Source organism: Rhodococcus sp. IEGM 1341 (assembly GCF_030056895.1).
GTDB lineage: Bacteria > Actinomycetota > Actinomycetes > Mycobacteriales > Mycobacteriaceae > Rhodococcoides.
The window spans coordinates 134,811-159,761 of record NZ_JASHKV010000008.1 but is presented as its reverse complement, the minus strand read 5'-3'; the positions used below and the strand labels follow the sequence as shown (position 1 = coordinate 159,761).

The 24,951-nt window shown below is 65.1% G+C and carries 25 protein-coding genes; 12 read left to right on the top strand and 13 right to left on the bottom strand.

Features of this window, described 5'->3' with window-relative positions; all coding sequences use genetic code 11:
* Nucleotides 1-86: 86 nt before the first annotated feature.
* A complete protein-coding gene (locus QM615_RS17760) occupies nucleotides 87-254 on the top strand; it encodes a S4 domain-containing protein (RefSeq protein WP_176460421.1) in 168 nt (55 codons plus the stop codon).
* An 11-nt stretch (nucleotides 255-265) separates the two neighbouring features.
* Here the strand turns inward: QM615_RS17760 and QM615_RS17755 are convergent, their stop codons facing one another.
* From QM615_RS17755 to QM615_RS17745, 3 genes are all read right to left on the bottom strand, one after another.
* Nucleotides 266-1,927: a CotH kinase family protein gene (locus QM615_RS17755; protein ID WP_349307169.1), complete on the bottom strand. Its 1,662-nt coding sequence runs from the start codon at nucleotides 1,925-1,927 to the stop codon at nucleotides 266-268.
* 2 nt (nucleotides 1,928-1,929) lie between these two features.
* Nucleotides 1,930-2,607, bottom strand: coding sequence for a DUF4956 domain-containing protein (locus tag QM615_RS17750; RefSeq protein WP_037190487.1), 678 nt, complete (start codon nucleotides 2,605-2,607; stop codon nucleotides 1,930-1,932).
* A 301-nt stretch (nucleotides 2,608-2,908) separates the two neighbouring features.
* A complete protein-coding gene (locus tag QM615_RS17745) occupies nucleotides 2,909-3,502 on the bottom strand; it encodes a TetR/AcrR family transcriptional regulator (RefSeq protein ID WP_149406492.1) in 594 nt (197 codons plus the stop codon).
* A 157-nt stretch (nucleotides 3,503-3,659) separates the two neighbouring features.
* On the opposite strand from QM615_RS17745, the gene QM615_RS17740 reads away from it, so the two are divergent.
* The 3 genes from QM615_RS17740 to QM615_RS17730 are packed head-to-tail and all read left to right on the top strand — an operon-like array spanning nucleotide 3,660 to nucleotide 7,602.
* Nucleotides 3,660-5,930, top strand: a complete 2,271-nt coding sequence (locus QM615_RS17740; protein ID WP_149406491.1) for a putative bifunctional diguanylate cyclase/phosphodiesterase — start codon at nucleotides 3,660-3,662, stop codon at nucleotides 5,928-5,930.
* 11 nt (nucleotides 5,931-5,941) lie between these two features.
* Nucleotides 5,942-6,562, top strand: a complete 621-nt coding sequence (gene bluB, locus QM615_RS17735) for a 5,6-dimethylbenzimidazole synthase (RefSeq protein ID WP_188078712.1) — start codon at nucleotides 5,942-5,944, stop codon at nucleotides 6,560-6,562.
* Nucleotides 6,559-7,602 (top strand): NHL repeat-containing protein, encoded by a 1,044-nt coding sequence (locus tag QM615_RS17730; RefSeq protein WP_149406489.1) that lies wholly within the window; start codon nucleotides 6,559-6,561, stop codon nucleotides 7,600-7,602. The genes bluB and QM615_RS17730 overlap by 4 nt, the downstream gene beginning before the upstream one ends.
* 4 nt (nucleotides 7,603-7,606) lie before the next feature.
* Here QM615_RS17730 and QM615_RS17725 read toward each other — a convergent pair whose 3' ends face one another.
* The 7 genes from QM615_RS17725 to QM615_RS17695 form a co-directional block, all read right to left on the bottom strand.
* Nucleotides 7,607-8,119 carry a DUF427 domain-containing protein gene (locus QM615_RS17725; protein ID WP_068053796.1) on the bottom strand — a complete coding sequence of 171 codons (513 nt, stop codon included), beginning with the start codon at nucleotides 8,117-8,119 and terminating at the stop codon, nucleotides 7,607-7,609.
* Nucleotides 8,120-8,141: 22 nt separating this feature from the next.
* Entirely contained in the window at nucleotides 8,142-8,861 is a 720-nt protein-coding gene (locus QM615_RS17720; RefSeq protein WP_149406488.1) for a DUF2637 domain-containing protein, read from the bottom strand.
* Between the two features lie 52 nt (nucleotides 8,862-8,913).
* Nucleotides 8,914-9,510 (bottom strand): TetR/AcrR family transcriptional regulator, encoded by a 597-nt coding sequence (locus tag QM615_RS17715; RefSeq protein WP_149406487.1) that lies wholly within the window; start codon nucleotides 9,508-9,510, stop codon nucleotides 8,914-8,916.
* A gap of 47 nt (nucleotides 9,511-9,557) precedes the next feature.
* Entirely contained in the window at nucleotides 9,558-10,355 is a 798-nt protein-coding gene (locus QM615_RS17710; RefSeq protein WP_149406486.1) for a DUF2705 family protein, read from the bottom strand.
* Complete coding sequence (locus QM615_RS17705) at nucleotides 10,352-11,317, bottom strand: ABC transporter ATP-binding protein (RefSeq protein ID WP_188078690.1); 966 nt, start codon at nucleotides 11,315-11,317, stop codon at nucleotides 10,352-10,354. Before QM615_RS17705 ends, QM615_RS17710 begins: the two co-directional genes overlap by 4 nt.
* A 442-nt stretch (nucleotides 11,318-11,759) precedes the next feature.
* Complete coding sequence (locus tag QM615_RS17700) at nucleotides 11,760-12,062, bottom strand: WhiB family transcriptional regulator (RefSeq protein ID WP_008713079.1); 303 nt, start codon at nucleotides 12,060-12,062, stop codon at nucleotides 11,760-11,762.
* A gap of 244 nt (nucleotides 12,063-12,306) precedes the next feature.
* Nucleotides 12,307-12,867, bottom strand: a complete 561-nt coding sequence (locus QM615_RS17695) for a gluconokinase (protein ID WP_068053791.1) — start codon at nucleotides 12,865-12,867, stop codon at nucleotides 12,307-12,309.
* An 80-nt stretch (nucleotides 12,868-12,947) separates the two neighbouring features.
* Between QM615_RS17695 and QM615_RS17690 the strand changes: the two genes are divergently transcribed.
* Together QM615_RS17690 and otsB are read left to right on the top strand one after the other, a co-directional pair.
* Entirely contained in the window at nucleotides 12,948-13,691 is a 744-nt protein-coding gene (locus QM615_RS17690) for a FadR/GntR family transcriptional regulator (RefSeq protein ID WP_037190693.1), read from the top strand.
* A gap of 59 nt (nucleotides 13,692-13,750) precedes the next feature.
* The gene (otsB, locus tag QM615_RS17685; RefSeq protein WP_149406484.1) at nucleotides 13,751-16,294 is read left to right on the top strand and encodes a trehalose-phosphatase; all 2,544 of its coding nucleotides are present in this window, start codon (nucleotides 13,751-13,753) and stop codon (nucleotides 16,292-16,294) included.
* Nucleotides 16,295-16,453: 159 nt separating this feature from the next.
* On the opposite strand, the gene QM615_RS17680 is transcribed toward otsB, so the two are convergent.
* Nucleotides 16,454-17,560: a LacI family DNA-binding transcriptional regulator gene (locus QM615_RS17680; RefSeq protein ID WP_068053785.1), complete on the bottom strand. Its 1,107-nt coding sequence runs from the start codon at nucleotides 17,558-17,560 to the stop codon at nucleotides 16,454-16,456.
* Between the two features lie 142 nt (nucleotides 17,561-17,702).
* Between QM615_RS17680 and QM615_RS17675 the strand changes: the two genes are divergently transcribed.
* The 6 genes from QM615_RS17675 to QM615_RS17650 are packed head-to-tail and all read left to right on the top strand — an operon-like array spanning nucleotide 17,703 to nucleotide 22,678.
* Nucleotides 17,703-18,716: a metal ABC transporter solute-binding protein, Zn/Mn family gene (locus QM615_RS17675; protein ID WP_149406483.1), complete on the top strand. Its 1,014-nt coding sequence runs from the start codon at nucleotides 17,703-17,705 to the stop codon at nucleotides 18,714-18,716.
* A gap of 31 nt (nucleotides 18,717-18,747) precedes the next feature.
* A complete protein-coding gene (locus QM615_RS17670) occupies nucleotides 18,748-19,581 on the top strand; it encodes a metal ABC transporter ATP-binding protein (protein ID WP_094640928.1) in 834 nt (277 codons plus the stop codon).
* On the top strand, nucleotides 19,578-20,456 hold the full coding sequence (locus QM615_RS17665; protein WP_068053774.1) for a metal ABC transporter permease: 879 nt from the start codon (nucleotides 19,578-19,580) through the stop codon (nucleotides 20,454-20,456). The genes QM615_RS17670 and QM615_RS17665 overlap by 4 nt, the downstream gene beginning before the upstream one ends.
* A 10-nt stretch (nucleotides 20,457-20,466) precedes the next feature.
* The gene (locus QM615_RS17660) at nucleotides 20,467-21,225 is read left to right on the top strand and encodes a LamB/YcsF family protein (protein WP_149406482.1); all 759 of its coding nucleotides are present in this window, start codon (nucleotides 20,467-20,469) and stop codon (nucleotides 21,223-21,225) included.
* Nucleotides 21,225-21,827: a 5-oxoprolinase subunit PxpB gene (gene pxpB, locus QM615_RS17655; protein ID WP_149406481.1), complete on the top strand. Its 603-nt coding sequence runs from the start codon at nucleotides 21,225-21,227 to the stop codon at nucleotides 21,825-21,827. The genes QM615_RS17660 and pxpB overlap by 1 nt, the downstream gene beginning before the upstream one ends.
* A complete protein-coding gene (locus tag QM615_RS17650) occupies nucleotides 21,824-22,678 on the top strand; it encodes a 5-oxoprolinase subunit C family protein (RefSeq protein WP_149406480.1) in 855 nt (284 codons plus the stop codon). Before pxpB ends, QM615_RS17650 begins: the two co-directional genes overlap by 4 nt.
* On the opposite strand, the gene QM615_RS17645 is transcribed toward QM615_RS17650, so the two are convergent.
* Nucleotides 22,668-23,504: a shikimate dehydrogenase family protein gene (locus QM615_RS17645; RefSeq protein WP_149406479.1), complete on the bottom strand. Its 837-nt coding sequence runs from the start codon at nucleotides 23,502-23,504 to the stop codon at nucleotides 22,668-22,670. The genes QM615_RS17650 and QM615_RS17645 overlap by 11 nt on opposite strands.
* Nucleotides 23,501-24,868, bottom strand: a complete 1,368-nt coding sequence (gene shiA, locus QM615_RS17640) for a shikimate transporter (protein ID WP_068053766.1) — start codon at nucleotides 24,866-24,868, stop codon at nucleotides 23,501-23,503. Before shiA ends, QM615_RS17645 begins: the two co-directional genes overlap by 4 nt.
* Nucleotides 24,869-24,951 lie beyond the last annotated feature (83 nt).

Below are 24,951 nucleotides of genomic sequence, written 5' to 3'. Positions count from 1 at the left end.
CGTCGTCTCCGAGTATTCACCCGACCGTCGCCTACCCGCCACGAGATCGAGCGTCGGCGGTCACCGCGCGGGAGCAGCATCGGTTCATGAACGGTCGAACTTCTGTTCCCGAGTTGCTGGTCGCCACCGGCACTGCGCGCACGCTGTCGCAGGCCGCCTCCTTCGTGATGGAGGGAATGGTCCTGATCAACGGCTTGCCGCTGCGCGATCCCCGCCGCGAAGTTTCCCCGGCAGACACCCTGACCCTGCGCTGACCGCCGGGACATCACGACGATCCCGTCACGACAGGATCGTCGGCGAGTGCATCGGTGCGAATCTGCAGCCGTGACTTCAATTCCGCAGCGTCGGCGTCGATCTCCTCCTGAGTGAGCGCCGCCGACGTCGGAATGGATGCGGCGACCTCGTCGACGATGTCGAGCACTCGGCCGCTCGCCCACAGCTCGTCGTAGATCGTGCGGAAGGCAGCGTCGTACTCGTCGGTGAATTCGGTCGAGTCCAGGAACATGTCCTTGAGCGAATTACCCAACATCGGGCCGCCCTCGGGCATCCCTCCGCCTTCCGGAATCTCCATCCCCTCCGGCGGTGTGAACCCCTCGGGCATCTGCGGCATCCCGCCGCCACCGGCCCCTCCGCCGCCTGGCATCATCGACACCGCGTCGTTCGCACCTGCCGTGGAATCGGAGTTCAGAGCCAGATTCAGATCCCACGACACCACCGAGAACGTCTTCGAGTCCAGGTCGTAGTACAGGTAGAAGTTCTTTCCCGGGCCACCCATGTCGTCGCCGTTGCCCAGCAAGTTCTGCAGGGCAAGGTAATTCGCCAGTGAGTCGACATCGACATAGTCGGCCAGATGCGCATCGAACTCGGCCTGATCGGCACCGTCGAGCCACTTCAACAGCGTGATGATCGGTTGCAGGTCCGCGGTGCCGAGAGCGTTGATCTGTGTGTACTGCTCGGCGTACGTCGTCTGATCGTCTCCCTCGTAGGTGAAACTGGCTTCGGCACCGACCTTGTACAGCACCCCGTCGCCGTCCTCCAGGGAGTTGGCGTAATCGTCGTCGGGAGCGACGACGACCAGCCGCGTCGTCTCGGCCGAGTCGTTCACCGAGTACGTGGTGTAGGTGAAGTCCTGGGTCGCCTGGCCCGAGGCCTCGGTGATCGCAAGAGAGACCGACTCGTTCAACGCGGGCGTGTACGGCCGAAGCGACAGCGTGGTGTGCCCCTGATAGGCCCGCCCCTCGGAATACTCCGCGAAGTCGATCAGGAACGGAAGATCCTCGGTCGCATCGAAACTGAGCGGCTCCCCGAACATATTCATCCCGGCACCGCCGGGCATGGCCCCACCCTCCGGCATGGCCCCACCCTCCGGCATGGCCCCACCCTCCGGCATGGCCCCGCCCTCAGGCATCGCTGCACCCTCCGGCATCGCCGCACCCTCTGCAGGTGCTGGTCGACCGGATGTCCCGGCGTTACCTCCGCCGCGGCCGGGCATCGAGCCGTCGTCGCTGCTGAGAGTTGCCAGTGTGGAGTTGCCCTTCAATCGGATCCCGACGTCGGTGATCAGGGTTCCGTCGATGGTGATGTCTGCGGGTACCGACTCCTTGACCCCTTCGTTCTGGAAGGAGTCCTTCAGTGTCTGGTAGTCGCCGGCGTCCACGTCGATCGAAATGGAGTGCGACACAGTGGTATCGAACAGATCGACCGTGCCCTGGACGTTCTCGGTGATCTCGGAGGCGATCACGGTTGCATCACCGGTGATGTACGGGCGGATCCGGGTCGACCCGAACACGGTCGCCATCACCACGACGAACACCAGCAGGGTGGCAGCAATTTTCCAGTGCTGCCGCACCGTCCGCGGTACTCGGTGGACGAGCCTCCTTCGCAGGGTTGTCGGGGCCGAGGGAAAGTTCGTGTTCGGGTCGGTCACGATCAGATGTCCGTCTGGTCGTATCCGGTGAGTACCGAGACCCGTTGCCCTGTGTTGACCTCACTGAGAGCAGCGATCAACTCGCCGGGTTTCTTCCCGGATCTGAGTTGGGCCGTGAAGTAGAGCTCGGTCAACGCACCCGATCGCACCGATTCGGTACTGACCAGCTCGAATTCTTTGCAGTACTTGATCAGTACGTCTTCGACGAGATCGGTGTAGTCGGCGTCGGGCGGCACCTGCACCTTGACGACCTGGCGCTGGACATCGAGTTTGAACCAGTTGAACTTGCTCATCACCACCATCACCAGGCAGATCGCAAACGTGGCCGCAATCGCCAGTACGTAGAACCGAGTTCCCGTGGCCATGCCGATCGCCATCACGAGGAAGATGAACCCGACGTCGCGAGTTTCCTTGATGGCGTTGCGGAATCGGACGACGGACAGCGCGCCGACGAGCGCGAAAGCCCGTGCCACGTTCGATCCGACGACCAGCATGATCAAGCTGATGACCATGCCCACCGTGACGAGGGTCTGTACGTAGGACTGGCTGTACGAGACGTTCTTGTGGGTGAGTCGGTAGACCCAGCCGATGATCGCCGACAGGACGAACGACAGTGTCAGGGACACCACGATGTCGAACGTCGAGAACGTTCCGCTCAGGTCTTGAATGTTGAAATTCATTGCATTCCGATCGAGTCGATTCGAATTCCGCACCGGTCACCGGGAGCACGTGACCCGCGCGCCGACATCCGCAACCGATGCTGTTTACCGTTTGTTCGGATGCCGTTAACCCTAGAGACAGCTGCGACGGAAATTCCACCTCAGAAGCTGGCAGTTTCCTGCCAATTCAGCCGTTCATTTGCTGGCAGCGATCGAATTTCGAACGCACACGACCCGGCGTCCCACTCGGACGTCGGTCGGTTCGACTCTTCGGTTGTGTTGTGCATCAATCGATTACGCGTAAGCGCACGTGTACGTACCGTCAATCCATCGTCGAGCGAAGTGACGGCAGAATTACTTCGTCGATTATTCGCGTTCGGTATTCCGAATCCAAAGGCTCGGCGTCCGTCAACGGACCCGTCATGATTGCGCTGAACACCATGTATTGCAGAAAGTCTGCCGATCTCGGCCTGCTCGACAATTCCCCCCGCTGCACCGCACGAACGACGACGGATTCCAGGAACCGAGCCTCGGGTTCGAGAAACGTTCTTCGCACCGCTGCCGCCAACTGTTCGTCGACCATCACCGCATGGTGAATCGCCGCGGCAAAACGTCGATCGTGCTCTGCCCCCTCGGAGATCCGGCGCATCAGCTCCACCAGATCGCCGCGAAGAGTCCCGGTATCGATTCCGGCGAACGGCGGCGGGCCGACCGATTCGATGGCGGCGACCACCATCTCCCCTTTGCTCGACCACCGCCGGTACAGGGTGGCTTTGCTGCACTGCGCTCGCTCGGCGACAAGATCCATCGACAGCGAGTCGTAACCGACGTCGCCGAGACACATCAGTGCAGCGTCGAGAAATTCTTCCTCGCGCGCCGCACTGACCCTCGATCGACGTGGAGCGTCGCTGTTCATGCGTGCCACCTTATCGAATCGAAACAGTTTCGTACCGCTTCTCGACTGTAGCGCTGAGGCATAATTCTGTCACCGGACGAGCAGTGCGGGTGACCGACGTCACGGTCGTGTGCCATTGTTGAAGCCGTCGGATCGGCGTGAACGGCTGGAGAAAATCGTGACGGCCTGGTGGCGGTGGTACGCAGCGCTCGGCGCAGTCGGCTGCGCCGCTTACTTCGTTGTCCCGACCACCGTCTGGGGCCAGTCGGTCTTCGTCCTCGTCGGAGCCTCCGCCGTTGCCGCCACCGTCGTCGGCACCAGGATGCACCGGCCCCGCAACCGTACGGCCTGGCTGGCCATCGCCATGGGCACCGCCCTGTGGGTGATCGGCGACATCGTCTACGAGTGGATCCACATCACCCAGGGCAGTGTCCCCTACCCGTCGCCGGCGGACGCGATCTATCTCGTCGGCTATCCGGTCTACGGTTTCGGCCTGTTCCTTCTCGCTCGCCACAAGTGGCGACCCAGCGAACGCGGCCACGTGGCAAACAGCGCCATCATCATGGTCGCGTTCGGACTGCTCACCTGGGTGTTCGCCGTGCAGCCGTCGCTCGGCGGAGGCGGCATCTCCGGAACCGCGGGCCTGGTCGACGTCGCGTACCCCGCGATGGACATCTTTCTGCTGGGACTGCTGGCCCACTTCGTCGGCTCACGGCAGTGGCGGACCCTGTCTTATCGGCTCCTCACCGTCGCCGTAGCGCTGCTCGTGGTCACCGACACCGTGAACAACTTCGCGATCGTCTCCGATTCCTCGTCCGACAGGTCTGTGTTCGACGTCGGATGGATCATGTCCTACGTCCTCATCGGGGTCGCCGCCCTTCACCCGTCCATGCGGCGCATCACCAACCCGAACATCGAATCCGACGCCCACCTGATGGCGTCGTTCACCACTCCCACGGTCGTCGTGCTGACCGCGGCCACCCTGACTGCGCCGATCGTGATGTTCATCGAGGTCGTTCGCGACGAGCCGATCGCCCAGTGGGGATGGGCGGTGCTGCTCTGCGCTCTCGCTCTGGTGGTCCTGGTGATGCTCCGCATCACCGATCTGCTGCGGTTGTTGCACACTCAGACCGTCCAGCTCCGTGCCGTCGCCGATACCGATCACCTCACCGGACTGGCCAACCTACGCGCCCTCGAGCATCGACTCTGGGGCAATGCGGGTGAGTCGACCTTGCTCACCGTCGACATCGACCGATTCAAGGAGATCAACGACACCTTCGGACGCGGCCTCGGCGACCAGGTCCTCGTGGTGGTCGCCGAGCGACTGCGAGGCGTCGCCGACGACTCGATTCTGTTGGCGCGCTTGGCCGGTGACGAGTTCGCCCTGTGTGGAGCATCGGAGTCGATGGACCCGGCCGCGTTGGCGCACCGGATTCAGCTCCTGTTCGCCACTCCTTTCGAGGTGGGGAACATGACCCTGCTGATCGAAGCGAGCGTCGGAGTCGCGTCGAATTCTCCCGGCGACGGTGAGGACGAAACGACACCCGATCGCCTCGTACAGCGCGCCGACCTCGCCGTCCAGGCCGCGAAAGCCGCCCAGTCTCGCGTCGCGTACTACGACCGGTCGATGGACCGGGACAAGAGCGAGCAGCTCATCATGCTCGGCGAACTCACCACGGCACTGGAGACGGATCAACTGCAACTGCACTATCAGCCGCAGATCGACCTCACGACGATGACCGTCGTCGGCGTGGAAGCACTGCTGCGGTGGCATCATCCGAACGGCACCGTCCTGTCCCCCAGCACATTCCTGCCCACCGCCGAACGCACCGGACTGATCCGGCCGTTGACGAGCTACGTCCTCACCCAGGCCCTCGCCCAACGAAAGCAGTGGATGACCGATGGGCTCGAGCTGAGCATCGCCGTCAACATCTCGACCCGAAACCTGTTCGACGACACCCTAATCGAGCAAGTGTGTGCTGCGCTGAAGGAATTCGATTGTCCACCTCGCCGATTGACCGTCGAGGTGACCGAGACCTCGGCGATGACCGACCCGATCGGCGCGACCGAGACGTTGTCGATACTGCATGCGATGGGCGTGCAGGTCGCCATCGACGACTACGGAACCGGTTACAGCTCGCTCGCCTACATCGAGCGATTGCCGGTTCAGGAACTGAAAATCGATCGCACGTTCATCGGCGGCATGGCACACAACCCGGCGCATGCCGCCATCGTGCGATCGACCGTCGAGCTCGCCCGTACGCTGGGATTGTCGGTGACGGCAGAGGGAGTGGAGGACGAGGTGACGATGACGGCGTTGCGCGAACTACGGTGCGGACGAGCGCAGGGTTACCACCTCGGCCGTCCCACCTCGGCAGACCGACTACCCGCCCTCGTCGCCGAACTGAACGCGCATCTGAATACTGCTACAGGAGAACGGATATCATGACCGAAGCAGCCCTGTCGGTGTATGCCGCGATTCGATCTCGCCGCGACGTCCGCGCCGAGTTCGACGGAACCGTCGTCGACGACGAGGTTCTGCGACGAATCCTCGGAGCGGCGCACCAAGCCCCGAGCGTGGGCAACACCCAGCCCTGGGACTTCGTGGTCGTCCGCAAGCCCGATACTCTGAGCGCATTCGCGACCCACGTGGCCGGCTGCCGACAGGATTTCGCGGACAAGCTCGACGCCGAACGACGAAAGACGTTCGACCCCATCAGAATCGAGGGAATCGAGACCAGTGGAACCGGGGTGGTGGTCACCTACGATCCCGACCGTGGAGGTCGGCACGTCCTCGGCCGCGACACCGTCGACGACACCGGACTGTTCTCCGCCGTCCTCGCCATCGAAAACCTCTGGCTCGCAGCGATAGCCGAGAACGTCGGCGTCGGCTGGGTCTCGTTCTACGACGAGGCATACCTCACCGAACTGCTCGACATCCCCGCACCGGTCCGCCCGATCGCCTGGCTCTGTGTGGGTCCGGTCCAATCGTTTCAGGAGGTACCCGATTTGGAACGCTTCGGTTGGCGTAGCCGCCGTCCACTGGACGACGCCCTGCACTTCGAGCAGTACCGCCGATGAGGGCGCGCCTGGTCGCGGCGGCCACTGTCTGCCTGCTCGTCGCCGGCTGCTCTGCGGCCGAATCCCCGACCGAACCGACCACTCCGGCAACCACTCCGGCGGCCGAGCCCGCACAGGCCCCGGATGCGGCCGACCCGATCGGTACCGTCGTTCCTCTTGCGGGTGCACCCGAAGGTGTCGTGGTGGGATCGTCCGGGATCGCTGCTGCCGGAGTGCGGGAGCCCGACGGCGTGGTGCTGTTCGACGCGGCCACCGGTGCCGTGCGCCAGATGGTCTCGACGACGGGTGCGCCGCGACATCTCTCACTGGCCGGTCCCGACGGCCCGGTGTTGGTTCCGCTCGAGGGCAGTGACGAACTGCTCGAGATCTCACTCGCCGACGGCGCGATTCTGTCGACCGCCACCGGCGTCGGCCGTCAACCACACGATGCGGTGCAGACCTCCGACGGCACCGTCATGGCCACCAACGAGATGGGTGGCGGAGTGATCTTCCTGCGCGACGGGGCGATCGTGTCGGAACTACCGCCGGGCCCTGTCCAGCCCGGTGGCGCTGCCGCTCTCGGTCCGTTCGCGGCTGTCGCGGACGTGCAGGGCAACGGTGTGTGGGTCTACGACGGCGCGACGCAGCAGGAGGTGTCGCAGGCTCCGATCGGCGTCAAGCTCACCCACGCGGTGACGGTGAATCAGACGGTGGCCGGGTTTGCCGACACCGACGGCGGTACGGTCCTGCTCGCATCGGTCGACGACGCCGGCGGCATTCGTCAGATCGCATCGATCGACGCACCGGGTAACCCGTACGGGCTCGCCGTGGATCTCGAACGTCGGTTGCTGTTCGTGACACTGACAGCATCGAACGTACTGCGGGTGGTCGATGTATCCGATCCCGCAGCTCCGCGAACCCTGGGCGATGTTCCGACGGTGACGCAGGCCAACTCGGTCGCGATCGATCCGCGGAACGGCGACGTTCTGGTGACCGGCAGCGACCCCGGCGCGGCGAGTTCGATTCAGATCATCCCCCGCGCCGAGTTGCCGGTCGGTTAGGGCGTCACCACCCGTAGGAGCCCGGGATTCCCTTGAACGGACCGACGACGTCGTCGGTGATCCAGCCCTCGTAGAACCCGCCTTCCTGGGGTCGGACCGCTTCGCCGTCGATCTCGCACTCGAGGCGGCTCGGCGAGAACGCCAGGTAACCCGCGATCTCGGCGAACCGAGGGGTGGGGTTCTCGTAGCTCCACCCGGCGGCCTCTGCGACAGCGTCTCCGCCGTGGACGTCCCAGTACGTCGCTGCGCCTTTCCACTCGCAGTGCGTCGAGCGGGCCGCCGAGGGGGTCAGCGCGCCGGGAACGACGTCTGCAGGCGAGATGTACCAGGTGGGCGGATGGCTCGTCTCGAGCACGCGGTAGGCGGCGGTGGTGCGGGCGATCACCTCGCCGCCGAGCCGGACGACGAGGGAACGGTTCGAGGCTTCGAGCTTGGGCGGACGGGGGTAATCCCAGACCGATTCTTGGCCCGGCTTCGGCTTCTCGGGAACGACGGATCTCGGCAAGTGTGTACTCATTCTTCGATGGTGCCACCGGGTGTCACGGGGCGTCGACGGGATAGAGATCGTCCACCCGTTCCTCGTCGAGAATCCAGCGATCGACCTCGTCGAGTGGCTCGACCGTGCGCACCGAGGTGACCGAAGATTCAGGTGGGCGGTGTTCGCTGCGGACCGGCTCGGTGAGGACGGGCTCGGTGCGGACCGGCTCGGTGCGCTCGATCGGCGCGGGTGCCGGTATATCCGGGGTGGTGAGTTCGGCTGCAGGTGTCACGGGTTCTGTTCTCGGGACGATAGCCACCTCCTCGACGGCGGGTTCTTCGTCGGCGATGTCGATGGTCTTCGGCAGTTCCGCCGGTACCCGGACGAGGATGCCGAGCCCGTGGGTCGCGGCCAACAAGCTCACCGGGGCGACGGTTGCAATTGCCGCCGACAGGGCCGGATGCAGTGTGCCTGCGTCGGAGATGAAGGCGTGCATGGCATTTGCGCCGATACTCACCAGAGCTGCCGTGATCAACACACCCCAGAAGAAGCGTCGACCACTGCGTTGATCTTCGAATTGGGCGAGCGCAATCACGGAGATCGTGGCCTGCAGGATGGTGCCGTCGACGATCACCGGCCACAGCCAGGACAGCGAGCGTGGAACGCCTGCCATCGTGGCCAGATCCCACAGTGCAGCGAAACTGAGCACGAAGGACGCAATGCCGATGACGGTGGTGATGACGACCGCACTGACGAGCGTCGCACGCAGGACCTTGTTCATGGATCGTCATGAAACACGAACCCACCGACAAGTTCGGTGTGGTCGAAGCCGGCTAGCGAGCTTCCGCGACGAGACCGTGCACGACGAATTCGGCGAAGCCCCGAATGTCGCTGTCGTCGAGCCCGTCGGTACCGGCGAGGGGGCTGGTCTGAACGCCCAGGAAAGACGACAGAATCATCACTGACGTCCGGGTCGGGTCCAGTGTCTCCGGCAGGTTTCCGAGACTGCTCTCTGCTGCGATGTAATCCGAGAGAAGAAGTGGTGGACCGCCCGCCTCGCGCACCTTTTCCTGGAGCTGGTCGGCCGTGAGATTCGGCCGGGCAACCGGTACCGCGTCGTTCATCGGGAGAACTGCCTCTCGAAGTCGAGAGAGTTGGGTGAACGTCTCCTCGAGCAGGTCCACGATGGGTGCCGTCCCGGCGCGCCCAGGTAGTTGCGCCATCCATTCGGTGACCTCGCGCTGACCTGCGAGTACTGCCGCTGCGAACAGTGCTTGCTTGTCGGGAAAGTGTCGATAGATGGTGCCTTCGGACACTCCTGCGCGCTCGGCAATTGCTCTGGTGGTGGCCCGGTGATAGCCGACCTCGGCCACCAGCTCGGTCGTGGCATGAATCAACGCGTCCTGGGTGCGCTTGGATCGCTCTTGCATGCCCTCATTCTCCCGTGTTCGATTCCGCGGACTCTCGTCGACGGTGTTCAGTCGGTGATGTCGCGGCGTCGGAACACCGTGAACGACGCCGACAGCGCCACGATTACGTACGCCGCACCGACGACGGACGCCACCGCCAGTGTCATTGCGGCGTTTCCGCCCTGTGCGAGAGCGGTGAGGACCGACCCGGGAAGCCAGTCCGCCGCGTCACCGGCGACCGCTGCGATGATGGCCTCGACCAACAGGACGTAACCGACTCCTACTCCGATCGCGATTCCGGCGGAGCGAGTGAAAGTTGCCAGTGCCAGACCGAGGGTTCCCCACACGAGCAGCGAGAGATACAGGTGCAGGTACGCGGTGAGCACCACGCCGACTGTGCCATCGCTCCATGCGTCGGGCGCGTACCCTCCGGCCTGCGCGGCTATCGGTGCGACCACGACGTTGACGACGGTTGCAGCTGCACTGACGGCAGCCGTGGCGGCGGCGAGGGCGATCCACTTGCCGAGGAGCAGTCGCCATCGGCGTGGTTCTGCGGCGACGAGGATGCGGACCAGTCCCGTGCTGTAGTCGCCTGCGGTCGCCAGTGCCCAGAACGCGAGAGTGACCACCCCGAAGAACGACGCTGCGGCACCGAGTCCGGCGATGATCCCGTCCGCGGACAACAGCGTCTGCGCGGTGGGGAACGCCACGCCGGGACCGTCCGTCATCGAGGTGCCGTCCTGCGGGACGACGTTGAACATGACGAAGTTGATCAACACAGCGAACACGGCTGTCAGTCCGAGCCACCCGAGGACGATGCCACGCCGACCGATGCGTACCGATTCACTGCGCACGACGCCGATCATCGTCGCGCTCCAGCCGTGTCGCGTCCGCTCAGGGCAGCGTCGCGGTCTCGAGCCAGTTCTTTGTCGTCCGAACCGGTCATGGCCAGAAACACCGCTTCCAGGCCGTCTCTGTGCACGGCGAGCGTTCGCAGTGTCACTCCGGCTTCGGCGGCAACGCGGTTGATCCTCGCCGCATCCGCGGCTCCGGCCGAAACACTCAACGTTTCAGCGGATTTCGGGGACACTGTCCATCCGTTTCGGGTCAGTGCATCACGCAGTCTCGAGGTGTCGATGTCATGTTCGGCTGCAATGTCGACTGTGGTGTCGGCGCGTTCCATCAGCTCCGAGATGGGCCCGGAGAACATCAGGACGCCGAAGCGGATCACCACGACATACGAGCAGATGGACTCGATTTCCGTCATCTGATGCGAGGACACCACGACGGTGCGGCCCTCCGTTCCCAGTCTCTGCAGCAGTGCTCGGATCTCGACGATTCCGGCTGGGTCGAGCCCGTTGGTCGGCTCGTCGAGAATGAGCAGGGTCGGGTCGGGCAGAAGTGCCGCGGCGATGCCCAGGCGCTGCTTCATACCGAGTGAAAATCGCTTGACGGGTTCGGACCCTCGCCCTGCCAGTCCGACGATGTCGAGCACATCGTTCACCCGCGATCGCGGGATTCCTCGCAGTGCAGCAATGGAACCGAGATTGGCTCGGGCCGACAGTGCAGGAACGAAAGCGGGTGCTTCGATCAGCGCACCGACCTTCCCGGCGTATCGGCTGGGACGCTCGATGCTCTCGCCCAGTACGGACGCCGAGCCGCCGGTCGGAGCGATCAGTCCGAGCAGCATGCGAATGAGGGTGGATTTTCCGGAACCGTTGGGGCCGACCAGTCCGATCACCCCACCGGCGGGCAGTTGCAGATTCAGGTCATCGACTGCGGTGAGGGAGCCGAACTCCCGTCTGAGCGTTTCCGTGCTGACGATCATGATTCCTCCAAATGCAAGTGAGCGCCCACTTACATTTGCACACCGGGCTCGATCCCGCAAGGAAAATGCGGGTGCCGAGCAACCATGCCCGTGCACCCACGTTCTGCGAAAGCTTCCGAAACCGCGAGAAACGATCATCGACCGACGCCTTGCCACACGACCAGCGGACATGGACCGAGATCGAGTCGACCGGCGACTTCGGTTGCGTCACAACGCATTCAGCAGTACATCGGAATCGCTCGCGAAAAGCACGTGGCACTTCAGACGGAAGTGGCCGACACGAGATGCGACATCGGCCGAGCCCTCGGGGCCGACGTCGCCACCGGAAATGAAATCCACGGCAGGCGAGAGTCGAGGGCGCAGTACCGACACGGACGATCTAGCGTCCGACGATGAACGATTCTTCCCGGGCGCATGCGAGCGCACCGAGGCCGCTCAGAGATCAAGCGGTACGAACGGCTCCGCGGTAGAAGTCGGCGCGATCGTGTGCGGACATTCCGCCCCATACGCCGTAGGGCTCATTCGCCTCGAGGGCGTGCTGGCGGCACTGTTCGAGTACCGGGCAGCGGCCGCAGACCTGCTTGGCGGATTTCTCACGCGAGGTGCGAGCGCGGCCTCGTTCACCTTCGGGATGGAAGAACACGGACGAGTCCAATCCGCGACACAGACCGTCGAGTTGCCAGTCCCAGACGTCAGCATTGGGAACGGGAAGTTGGACCGGCCTGGCGGGTGCGCCTCGCACCATGAGCTGTCTCCTCACTGAAAAAGTGAACAAGCTCACTATCTCGCATTCGTCATACTTTTACAAGTCCTTTCGGTCATTCGTAGTACTTAAAAGCAAGCGCGCTTGCTTGAAATATGCACGTTCAGGACAGCCGTGAGCAGATCTGCGCCCCGTTTGCGGCCCCAGGCCCGGATGAATGTCGCATTGCCGCAGTCAGACCGACTGGAAATCACATTGATCCCCCGTGGCAGATACGAAACGGCGATCAGTGACTCTCCGACATGCCCGCACGCTTTTCGAGCTCGACGAGAATGCGCTCGGCGATCTTGGTCGGCGGCGGTCCGATGTCGACGACGATCGCGTTCTCGTCGTCACCGAGTGGCTCGAGCGTCGAGATCTGCGTATCGAGCAGCGAGGACGGCATGAAGTGATCCATCCGAGCGTTGAGGCGTCCGCTGATTCGGTCCTTGGTGCCGGCCAGATGCACGAAGATCACCTCGGCCCCGTCCCTCGATGCGGCGCTCAGCACGTCTCGGTACGACCGCTTGAGGGCCGAGCACGTCACGATTCCCGACCGACCCGTGGAGGTGTGCTCGGTGATCCACTCCGCGATCACGTCGAGCCATGGCCACCTGTCCTCGTCGGTCAGTGGCTGACCCGACGCCATCTTCGCCACGTTGGCGTCCGGGTGCAGGTCGTCGCCTTCTTGCAGGTCCCATTTCAAGGCTCCGGCGAGGATGCCCGCCACTGTGGATTTACCCGAACCGGACACTCCCATCACCACGAGAACCGGATGATGTGCTCTGCCTGTCGTCTGTGCTGCCATCCCTCGATACTGCTCCATCTCGCTCGGGTGGACCGGACAGACGCGAGAAACCGGGCAAGGCGTGGGACGATCGGTCGGACATGAGCGAGACCAGCGACTTCCGCCAGCTGCACGATTCGGTGCTCGACGAGCTCGGTCGCGACATCGTCAGCGGCGCGATCCCGAGCGGGACCCGAATCTCGGCCGACGACGTCGCCGTGCGGTTCACCGTGTCACGGACCGTCGTCCGGGAAGTGGTCCGCGTCCTGGAATCGCTGGGGTTGCTCACCGTGCGTCGACGCGTGGGGATCACCGTGCAGGGCTCGCAGAACTGGAACTCCCTGGACCCGGTGGTCATCCGCTGGCAACTGGCCGGGCCGGCCCGCGCCGAGCAGTTGCTGCTGCTCAGCGAATTACGTTCGGGGATCGAGCCTTTGGCAGCCAAGCTCGCCGCGCATCGAGCAACGCCCGAGCAATGCGGCGCGCTGACGGCCGCCGTCATCGGAATGTCGTCGACGTCCCGGGCCGCTGACTCCGACGCCTACCTCGAACACGACAGCAATTTCCATCGCACGTTGCTCGCGGCGTCGGGCAACCCGATGTTGCGCTCGATGTCCGACATCGTGGTGGAGGTGCTCGCCGGCCGCACCCGCCATGCCCTGATGTCGCGGCAGGCCGACCCGGAGGCGATCCGACTGCACGGCGTGGTCGCGTCGTCGATCCAATCCGGCGACGCCGACGGCGCGCAGCGAGCCATGTTGGCCATCGTCACCAAGTCCGCCGCCTCGATGTCGGCGGCCTCCGGAGTGACTCCGTCACCCGGTCTGGTCCCCGACCAGCAGTGATACATCCCGCGCACAAAGCCAGGTACGCCGAGGCGGGGTTCATCGCCTAGATTCGACGGGTGACTGCTCTCGAATTGCCGCTCGAACTTCGCCGCGCGCTCGTTGGAGTAGCTCGGACTCCGCGTCTACTCGTCGCGTCCGATTACGACGGCACCATGGCGCCGATCGTCTCCGACCCGCAGAAGGCCTTCCCGCACCCCGAGTCGGTCAGCGCCATGCGCGGGCTCGCCTCCCTCGCCGGCACCAACGCTGCCGTCATCTCCGGGCGTGCCCTCCGCGATCTCGCGATCCTTTCGCGCCTGCCGTCCGAGGTGCAGCTGGTGGGCAGCCACGGCAGCGAGTTCGACGCCGGGTTCGTCAACGCCATCGACGACAACGCCAAGAAGCTCCTCACCGTCATCACCGGCGAACTGCAGGCCATCGCCGACGCCCATCCCGGCGTCAGCATCGAGACCAAGCCGGCCAGCGTCGCGCTGCACGTCCGCAACGCCGAGACCGCCGCCGGTGACGAAGCCCTCGCAGCAGTGCGATCCGGTGCGGCGGCGCGGGACGGCGTTCAGGTCACCGAGGGCAAATCCGTCATCGAACTGGCAGTCATCGTCACCGACAAGGGCGTCGCCCTCGACATCCTTCGTCACCAGGAAGCCGCTACTGCCGCAGTCTTTTTCGGCGACGACGTCACCGACGAGAAGGCCTTCGGACACCTGCACGGGCCGGACATCGGCGTCAAGATCGGACCGGGAGACACGCTCGCGGAATTTCGCATCGACAGCACCGAGCAGGTCGCGCTCGCCCTGGCATTCCTGCTCGAGGAGCGACGACAGTGGCTTTCGGGAGCCGACGCCCCGCGCATCGAACGACTGACGATGCTCGCCAGCCCCAATGCCGTTGCCCTGCTGACCCCCGACGCCGACGTCACCTGGCTGTGTCACCCCGAACCCGATTCCGCAGCCGTGTTCGCACACCTCCTCGGCGGCGATCAGGCCGGCCACTTCAGCGTCGGACCCACCCGCGCATCGCTTCCGTTGAGTCAGCAGTACGTGGACGGCACGATGACGGTGCAGACCAAGTGGGCCAGCCTGCAGGTCACCGATTATCTGCCGCACGACATCGGCCAGGGCCAGACCGCGCTGACGCGAGTCATCACCGGCAAGGCCACCGCCGTGGTGACTTTCGCACCGCGTCCGGAATTCGGAAAGGCCTGGGCCTCACTCGAACCCGATGTCGACGGCCTGCGCATTCTCGGTACGGCAGATCCGATGGTGCTGCGCAGTCCCGGCGTCACCTGGAACATCGTTTCCGACGGTTCGCAGCAGGCCGCGCACGCCGAGGTCGATCCGTCCAACGGGCCGATCGTTCTCGAATTGCGGCTCGGCACAGACGATCTGAGCGAGCACCCGTGGGACGAGGTGGAGCGTCGCCGCGCGTCGGAGGCGTACTGGAAGGACTGGGCCGACGGCCTGGACCTGCCGCCGCTCAAGCGCGATCTGATGAAGCGATCGGCACTGACCCTCCGCGGCCTCGTCCACGCGGAGTCCGGCTCGATCATGGCCGCAGCCACCACCTCGCTACCCGAAGACATCGGCGGAGTGCGCAACTGGGACTACCGATACTGCTGGCTGCGCGACGCCGCACTCACCGCAGCCGCGCTGGTCGACGTAGGGTCGACGGCCGAGGCCGAGAACTACCTCTCCTGGATTCACGGGGTACTCGAGTCGGTCTCCGGCCCCGAGCGTCTGCACCCGCTCTACACCATCTGGGGTCTCGGGCTACCACCAGAGGCTGTCATCGACGAGCTGCCCGGCTATGCCGGCTCACGTCCGGTGCGCGTGGGAAATGCTGCGAACCAACAGGTTCAGCTCGACGTCTTCGGCCCGATCGTCGAATTGGTCTCCGCCCTCGCCCACGCACGCAAGGCCAAGGGTTCCGAGAACGGCCTGTCCGACGACGATTGGGAACTCGTCCGCGCCATGGTCGAGGCCGTCGAGCGTCGCTGGTTCGAGCCCGACCACGGCATCTGGGAGATTCGAGACAACCCCCGGCACCACGTCTACTCCAAGGTGATGGGTTGGATCACCGTCGATCGCGCCATCGGTCTGGCCGAAACCTTCGGTCGTACAACAGAACCCGGTTGGGCATCGTTGCGCGACACCATCCGCGAGGAAGTACTCGCCAACGGCTGGAACGAGGAAGTGCAGTCCTTCACCGCCGCGTACGACGGCACCGACCTCGACGCCGCGACGCTGTTCATCGGATTGTCCGGACTGATCGACCCGGCCGACCCCCGCTTCGCGGCCACCGTCACTGCCACCGAAGCCGAACTGCGCAGCGGCTCGACCGTCTACCGCTACCGCCACGACGACGGCCTGCCCGGCGGCGAGGGCGGCTTCCACCTCTGCGCCGCCTGGCTCGTGGAGGCCTACCTACTGGTGGGACAACGCGCCGAGGCCGAAGCACTGTTCGCCCAGCTCGTCAGCGCCGCAGGCCCCACCGGACTGCTCAGTGAGGAATACGACCCCATCGCCGAACGATCACTCGGCAACCATCCCCAGGCCTACAGTCACCTGGGTCTACTGCGTTGCGCGAGATTGCTCAGCGCCTAGGGCTCACCCCGTCTGCGTCAATGGACCACTGCATACGTCTGACCGGTGCAGTGGTTCATTCACCCACTGGGGTCCGCTGCGTGAATGGCACCCTGCATACGTCTGAGCCGTGCAATGGTCCATTGACGCGAACGGGGGGGCGAACGGGCGAGGGGCAGTTCAGGCGATTGCGGGCGGCTGTTTCGGCGGCGGTCCTGCGGTTCGTCCGCGGAAGAGTTCGGTCGGCAATGTTTCGGCGGCGACGATGCCCGAGTGCGAGGACGAGAGCACCAGTTTCCCTGCTCGACGGCCTTTCTCCTCGGCGTCCTGGCGCACGGTGGTGAGGTTTTCGCGGATGGCGTCGGAAATGCCGTCGAATCCGGTGACCGAGAGTTGGCTCGGCACATCGATTCCGGAGACCCGGGCGAAGTTGAGTGCGCCGAGGGCGATGACGTCGGTGGTGCACAGCAGTGCGGTGGTTTCGCGGTTGGCCTGCAGTGCTTGGGCGGCGGCGGAGTGGCCGGAGCGAACGGTGTGGTCGAAGCGTTCGACGACGGTGAGGGTGTCGGGGTCGAGTCCGGCGTCGATCATGGCGGCCTGAACTCCGGCGATGCGTTCGCGTTGGACGTGGAAGTGACTGTCCGCCAACCGCCCCGGGGGTACGACGCCGTCGCGGCGGTCGCGTCCGAGCCGCATGCACAGTACCGCGAGGTGTTCGTGACCGAGCGCGATCAGATGTGCGGCAAGCATTTTCATCGCGCCGCGATCGTCGATGGCGACGAGGGCGGCTTCGGGGATGTTGCGGGGCTGGTCGCACACGACGATCGGTAGGTGGCGCTCGCGCACGGCAGCGAGGTAGGGGTCGTCGTCGGCGACGGAGTAGACGACGAATCCGTCGACTCCTGCCTGTTGCACCACGGCAGCTGCTTGCACGTCGTCGCGTTCGGCTCCGGCGGGGATCAGCAGCAGGCCCTGTCCGGCGGCTTCGCAGGATTCGGCGAGTCCGGCGAGGAAGCTCATCGCGGCTGGGTCGCGGAAGGAGTAACTGAGCGCTTCGGTGAGGAGCAGCCCGATGGCACCTGCTTTACGGGTGCGCAACGATCGGGCGACCGGGTCGGGACCGGCGTAGCCGCGGCGTTTCGCGGCCTGGAGCACGCGTTCGCGAAGCTCCGGGGAGAGCTGATCGGGTCGGTTGTAGGCGTTCGAGACAGTGGTGCGAGAAACCTTGAGCTCGGCAGCGATCGACGCCAACGTCGCCTGACGTCGCGGTTCGCTTGACCTGGCCATAACCGGGACGTTAGTCCCACAACGCGGCGCAGAGAAACTCGAGGTCGCGTTCATCCGATTCGATCCGCCACCCCACTGCGCGCTAGAGTACAACGGTAACGGTTTCCATTAGCGTCAAGTTCCGCTCATCAGGAGTACATCGATGTCGTCCAACCATCGCGCGTCCCGGACCAAGCTCACGGCCGTACTGGGCCTGACCTGCGCCGCAGCGCTCACGCTCAGCGCGTGCAGCTCCACCGAATCCGCGAGCACCGAATCCGCACCGGCCACCGCCGTCGACGGACCGATCACGATCGTTGCATCCACGAACGTGTGGGGAAGCGTCGCCGAGGCAGTCGCAGGCGACCTGGCGACAGTGACATCGATCATCTCCGATCCCTCTGCCGACCCGCACTCCTACGAGGCCAGCCCGGCCGATGCCGCCGCCGTCGCCGAGGCGTCGCTGGTGGTCTACAACGGTGGCGGCTACGACGAGTTCATCGAGGACATCCTCGCCTCCGAGGGCCAGAACGTACCGTCCGTCGACGCGTTCACGCTGCTCGACGACAGCCATGATCACTCCTCCGACGAGCCCACCTCGGATGCAGCAGCCGAACCGGCGAGCGAGGACGGCCATTCACACGGTGAGGTCAACGAGCACGTCTGGTACAACGCCGAGGTCGCCGCGCACACCGCCGAGGAGATCGCCGAGAAGCTCGGTCAGCTCGACCCCGACAACGCCGCGCAGTACACCGCCAACGCCGAGACTTTCCACGAGCAGGTGCACGCCATCACCGACGTGACGGCGCAGATCGCCGCCGATTTCCCGAACGCACCGGTGGCGCAGACCGAGCCGATCGCGCATTACCTCATCGAGGAATCCGATCTCGACGATCGCACTCCCGAGGACTTCAAGGATTCCATCGAGGAGGGCAACGATCCCTCGCCCGCTTCCATCGCTGCGACGCGAGATCTGTTCACGTCGAACTCGGTTCGCGCGTTGATCTACAACATCCAGACCGAGGATGCGGTCACCCAGGACATCCGTTCCACCAGCGAGGCGGCCGGCATCCCCGTCGTCGAGGTCACCGAAACGCTGCCTGCCGGCATGACGTACCTCGAATGGCAGACCAAGGCTGCAACGGATCTGCAGGCCGCGCTCACCACCGCCTCCTGACCCGAACCGGCGTGATGGAAAGCTGTAGTACATGCCTGCTGTAGAACTGCGCGATGCCGGACTGGCGTTCGGCGAGCGCACGCTGTGGCAGAACTTGGACCTGACGGTCGAGAAGGGTGAGTTCGTCGCCGTTCTCGGCCCCAACGGCTCGGGTAAGACCTCTCTGCTCAAGGTGTTGCTCGGCCAGAATCACCTCACGTCCGGCACGGCCGCGATCGACGGCAATCCAGTCCGTCGCGGCCAGTCGGGCGTCGGTTACATCCCCCAGCAGCGCAACATCGACGACGATCTGCCGCTGCGCGGACGCGACCTCGTGGGCCTCGGCTGGGACGGCCATCGGTGGGGCATGGGCCTGCGCGGCATACGAAGGCGCAAGGAGACGGTGCAGCGAGCGATCGATCAGGTCGACGCCAATTCGTTCGCGGGTGCGCCGGTCGGCTCCATGTCCGGCGGTGAGCAGCAGCGACTGCGCATCGCCCAGGCACTCGTCGGCGATCCGTCGGTACTGCTGTGCGACGAGCCCCTGCTCAGCCTCGATCTCGCCAACCAATCCCTGGTCTCGAGCCTCATCGATCGCCGACGGCGGGAGCACGAGACCGCCGTGTTGTTCGTGACGCACGAGATCAACCCGATCCTCCCCCTCGTCGACCGCATCGTCTACATCGTCGACGGCCGGTTCCGCATCGGAACTCCCGAGGACGTCATGACCACCGAGGTCCTCTCGGAGCTCTACGGCACCGAGGTCGAGGTCCTGAAGGTCCGCGGCCGGCTCATCGTCGTCGGAACCGGCGATTCCATCGATGCGCTCGGCTCGGCCGGCGCACACCACCCACCCGTGCCGCACGACAGAGAAGACAAGGCATGAACGAGAAGGTTCTCGACGCATTCTCGAAGATGCTCGACTTCGACACCACCGCCAACCTGCTGACATACGACTTCGTCCAGCAGGCACTCATCGCGGCCGCCATTCTCGGGCTGCTCGCCGGTGCACTCGGACCGTTGATCGTCAGCCGTCAGTGGGCGTTCGCCGTGCACGGATCCAGTGAACTCTCGCTCACCGGTGCGTCCGCTGCACTGCTCGTCGGAATCACGGTGGGCCTCGGTGCCATCGTCGGATCCGTTGTCGCAGCGGTGATGTTCGCGCTGCTCGGCAGCAAGGCCCGCGACCGCGACTCGGTCATCGGCGTCATCATGTCCTTCGGCCTCGGCCTGTCGGTGCTGTTCATCTGGCTCTACCCCGGCCGAACCGGAACCAGCTTCTCGCTGCTCATCGGCCAGATCGTCGGCGTCGGACAGAGCGGTATCCAGCTGCTGCTGGTCTGTGCGGTGTTGGTACTGATCGTGCTGACCGTCGTCTACCGGCCGCTGCTGTTCGCCAGCACCGACCCCGAGGTGGCGCTGGCCCGCGGCGTTCCCGTCCGTGCCCTCTCGGTGGTGTTCGCCGTACTCGTCGGCGTCGCTTGTGCACTGGGCGTCCAGATCGTCGGCGCACTGCTGGTGCTCTCGCTGCTTATCACCCCGGCCGCCGCTGCCGCGCGAGTGACGGCCAGCCCGCTCAAGGCGACGCTGCTGTCCATTCTGTTCGCCGAGGTCGCCGCCGTCGGCGGCATCCTGCTCTCCCTCGCCCCCGGCCTGCCGGTGTCGACGTTCGTCACCACCATCTCGTTCGTCATCTATCTCGTCTGCCGCGCGATCGGCGGAACCCGCAAGGCCAATTCCGGACGGCTCGTCGCCGCCTAGGATGTCGAGGGTGACGTCCATCGATCTCAACGCCGATCTCGGCGAAAGCTACGGTGCATGGACTCTCGGCGACGACGACGCGATGCTCGCCCTGGTGTCGAGCGCCAACGTTGCATGCGGCTTCCATGCCGGTGATCCCACCACTCTGCTGAGTACGTGCCGTTCGGCCTCGAACGCAGCCGTGCGGATCGGAGCGCAGGTGGGGTACCACGACCTCGCCGGGTTCGGCCGACGCTTCCTCGACGTCTCCCCCGCCGACCTCACCGCGGACGTGATCTATCAGATGGGTGCACTCGACGGCCTCGCCCAGGTCGCCGGATCGGCCGTCGCCTACGTCAAACCACATGGGGCGCTGTACAACGCGATCGTGCACCATCACGGCCAGGCCAAGGCCGTGGTCGACGCCGTCCTCGCCTACGACCCCACGCTGCCGGTACTGGGGCTCCCCGGTTCGATCTTCCTCGAAGAAGCCGAGCGAGCCGGACTGCGCACCGTCGCAGAGGCTTTCGCAGACCGCGCCTACACCGCGCAGGGCACGCTGGTCTCGCGCTCGGAACCCGGCGCAGTACTGTCCGATCCCGACGCCGTCGCCCAGCGCGTGTTGACCATGATCACCGACGGCACGACCCGGGCGATCGACGGCTCGCGAATCGATGTCGCGGCCGAGTCGATCTGCCTGCACGGCGACTCCCCCGACGCGGTCGCGATGGCCACTGCCGTCTCGGAGTTGCTCCGCGCCAACGACATCGATATCACCGCTTTCGTCTGATGCGCATTCTCTCTGCCGGCGAGGGTGCAGCACTCGTCGAATTCGACGGACTGAACGAGACGATGGCGTATTACCGGGCGCTCACGCTGGACCCACCGGCCGGCGTCGTCGATCTGGTTCCCGCTGCTCGGACCGTGCTGGTGATGTTCGACGGGCCGAAGCAACCGATACTGGACTGGATCGCGGCAGTGACACCCGCCACGACGCCCGATGGAGATCACTCGGAGACCGTCACGATCCCGGTGGTCTACGACGGCGAGGATATCGACGACGTCGCCCGTCTGACCGGGCTGTCCACCACGGACGTCGTTGCGGCACATACCGATCAGACGTGGACCGTCGCGTTCGGTGGTTTCGCACCCGGCTTCGGCTACCTCGTCGGCACCGATGAGCGGCTACACGTCCCGCGCCGCTCGTCGCCGCGCACCAGCGTCCCCGCCGGTTCGGTGGGCCTGGCAGGTGAATTCTCGGGCATCTATCCGCGCTCCTCGCCGGGCGGTTGGCAGCTGATCGGCCGCACCGACGCCCCGTTGTGGAACCTCGACCGTGACCCACCGGCGCTGCTCCGGCCCGGCACCACCGTCCGATTCGAGCGGACATGAGAGCCCTCACCGTTCTGCAGACGGGACCGCTGTGCACCGTGCAGGATCGCGGTCGCCCGGGGCATGCGTCGATCGGGGTCGGTCGCTCGGGGGCGGCAGACCTGCTCTCGCACGATGCAGCGAACAGGCTGGTGGGCAACACTGCCGAGGCCGCAACACTGGAAGTCACGTTCGGTGGACTGAAGGTCCGGGCCGAGTTCGACGCCGTCGTGGCCGTCACCGGGGCGCAGGTGACCTGCCGCGTGGACGGCACAGAACAGGGGCAGTTCTCGACCATCACACTCCGTGCCGGGCAGGAGCTCGAACTGTCCACGCCCACAAGCGGTCTGCGCAGCTACCTCGCCGTGCGGGGCGGGATCGGCGTTCCTACCGTCCTCGGCAGTCGGTCGACGGACACGATGTCCGGTCTCGGCCCGGCTGTGGTCTCCCCCGGTACCGCCCTGCCCGTCGGGAACGACAAAGCCGAGTGGCCTGCAGCAGAGTTCGTTCCACCGCCCGCACAACCCGGCGCACTGCGCATCACCTTCGGTCCACGTGCAGACTGGTTCACTGCACGCTCCCGATCGATTCTGCTCGAGCAGTCGTGGACCGTCACGCAGGATTCCGATCGCGTCGGGATCAGGCTGGACGGTGCCGAACCCTTGCGCCGCACGAGAGACGACGAATTGGCCAGTGAGGGAATGGTTTTGGGTGCACTTCAGGTTCCGCCGTCCGGGCAGCCGGTGCTGTTTCTCGCCGACCACCCCGTCACGGGCGGTTATCCGGTGATCGCGGTTGTCACTGCGGCAGACGTCTCCGCAGCCGCGCAGCTGACGCCGGGAACACAGATACGCTTCCGCGCTATCGGTTGATCCCGGCTGCAGCGGGGCAGATCTCACGAATGCTGCGACGCAGTGCATCCGACATCCGATCGGGCAGGCCGAGCGGGCGAACCATGGCGTCGGCCTGGTGGAACAGGTGAGTCCATCCGTCGATCAGTTCGATTCCTCGGTCCGCCGCGTAGGACTCGGCGGCATTGCGCGTGTCGGCATAGACGAAGTCGTACACCGTCGCCGTTGGCCCGAGTTCACCTGCACCCCAGGCGAATTGATCTTCCGAGCCGTCGCGGCCGATCGGCGTCGCGTTGATCACCAGGTCGTAGCACTCCAGATCCACTGCTCGATCCGACCAGTCGACGACCGAGGCGGAACCGTCGTACCCGTCGAGTTCGCCCACGAGGCTTTCCGCCGCAAGACTGTCGACATCCGAGACCACCAGCCTCTCGATGTGGTCCCGCAGCGCGAACGCGGCCGCATGGGCGGCGCCACCTGCCCCGAGCAGGAGCGTCGAGCCGAAGGTACGTCCCGAGGTCGCCGCCCGTACCGCCGCGATGTCGGTGTTCATGGCGAACAGTGCACCCGATCGCAGGAACAACAGATTCGCCACCCCCGACACCACCACATCGGGATCCGCCTCGTCGGCAACCGTTGCAGCCCAATGCTTCCAGGGCATGGTCACGTTCGCAGCATCGGTACGGCCGCCCCGCAGGGCATCCTCGACATCGGGTAGGTCGGCAACATCGGCGACCTCCCAGGCGTCGTAGCGGGATGGCACGTCGGCGATCTCGAACGCACGCGTCCACAGCGCGGGTGACATCGCTGTGGACGCGTGCGAGCCGACCAGGGTCAGCGAGCTCATACCGACTTCGAGACCCGCTCTGCAACAACGGCTTCTGCTGCAGGGGCGGCCTGATCGGAGATGGAGGTGACATCCGAGGAGCCCATGTTCTTCATCAGCGCGGCGACCACGGCCGAGATGATGCAACCCAGGGCCAGGTACGCCGCGACGTAGTGCCAGGAGCCGTCGTTCCAGCTGACCAGAGCGGCTGCGATGAAGGGGGTGAAGCCACCGGCGATCGCGCTGGCGACCTGATAGCCGACACCTGCTCCGCTGTAGCGCAGTTCGGGGCCGAACATTTCGGTGAACAGCGGCTGCTGCACCGAGACCACCATGTCGTGCGAGACATTGACCAGGATGACGGCGAGGATCACGATGGCGACGACCGAGGCTGCCTGCAGGGAGAGGAAGAACGGTACGGCCGCCAGTGCGCCGACGACTGCACCGGTGACGAAGATCGGCTTGCGGCCGAAGCGGTCGGCGATGGCCGCGTAGGTCGGGATGCTCAGGATGCCGATGGCACCGACCAGCAGCGCGACGTTGAGCATGAACTGTCGCTCGTAGCCGAGTTCGTTGACGGTGTAGCTCAGGGCGAACGTGGTGACGATGTACATGGTGAACAACTCGGCCATGCGCAGCGCGATGATCTTGAGGAAGGAACCGGGGTGCTCGGTGATCGCCTGGATGACCGGCAGCTTCTTCTTCTCGCCGCTCTCCTCGACTGCCTGCTCGAACACGGGCGATTCTTCGACACCGGATCGGATCCACAGGCCGAACAGTACGAGCACGGCGCTGGCCAGGAACGGTACGCGCCAGCCCCAGCTGGTGAATGCGTCGTCGCTGAGCAGGTTGCTCATGATGGTGACCGCGCCGGTCGCGAGGATGAGACCGACGGAGTAGCCGACCTGGACGCCGCTGCTGTAGAACGCCTTCTTCTTCGCCGGCGCACTTTCGACGGCCATCAGCGATGCGCCACCCCATTCGCCACCGACCGCGAAGCCCTGGATCGCACGCAGCAGCACCAGCAGTAGCGGCGCGAACCAACCGATCGACTCGAAGTTGGGAACCAGGCCGATCAGCGCGGTTGCGACGCCCATCAGCAGCATCGTCCAGATCAGCATGCGCTTGCGCCCGAGGCGGTCACCGAAGTGGCCGAAGAAGATCCCGCCGAGAGGACGGAAGAGGAAGCCGACGCCGAAGGTGGCGAATGCGGCCATCACGCCGACGGCGGGCGAGACGCTCGGAAAGAACTGGGAGTTGAACACCAGCGCGGCGATGATGCCGTACAGCAGGAAGTCGTACCACTCGACCACGGCACCGACGAAGCTGCCGATGGCAGCCTTCCGTGCTCTGGATCCGTCCGCGACTGCGACGTCAACGTTCACTTGTCGGCCCTTCGATTTTGTGCGGATAGCGCACAGTTGTTTGTTATTCGCACAACTGTAACCAGATGCGCCATCTGTGGTCA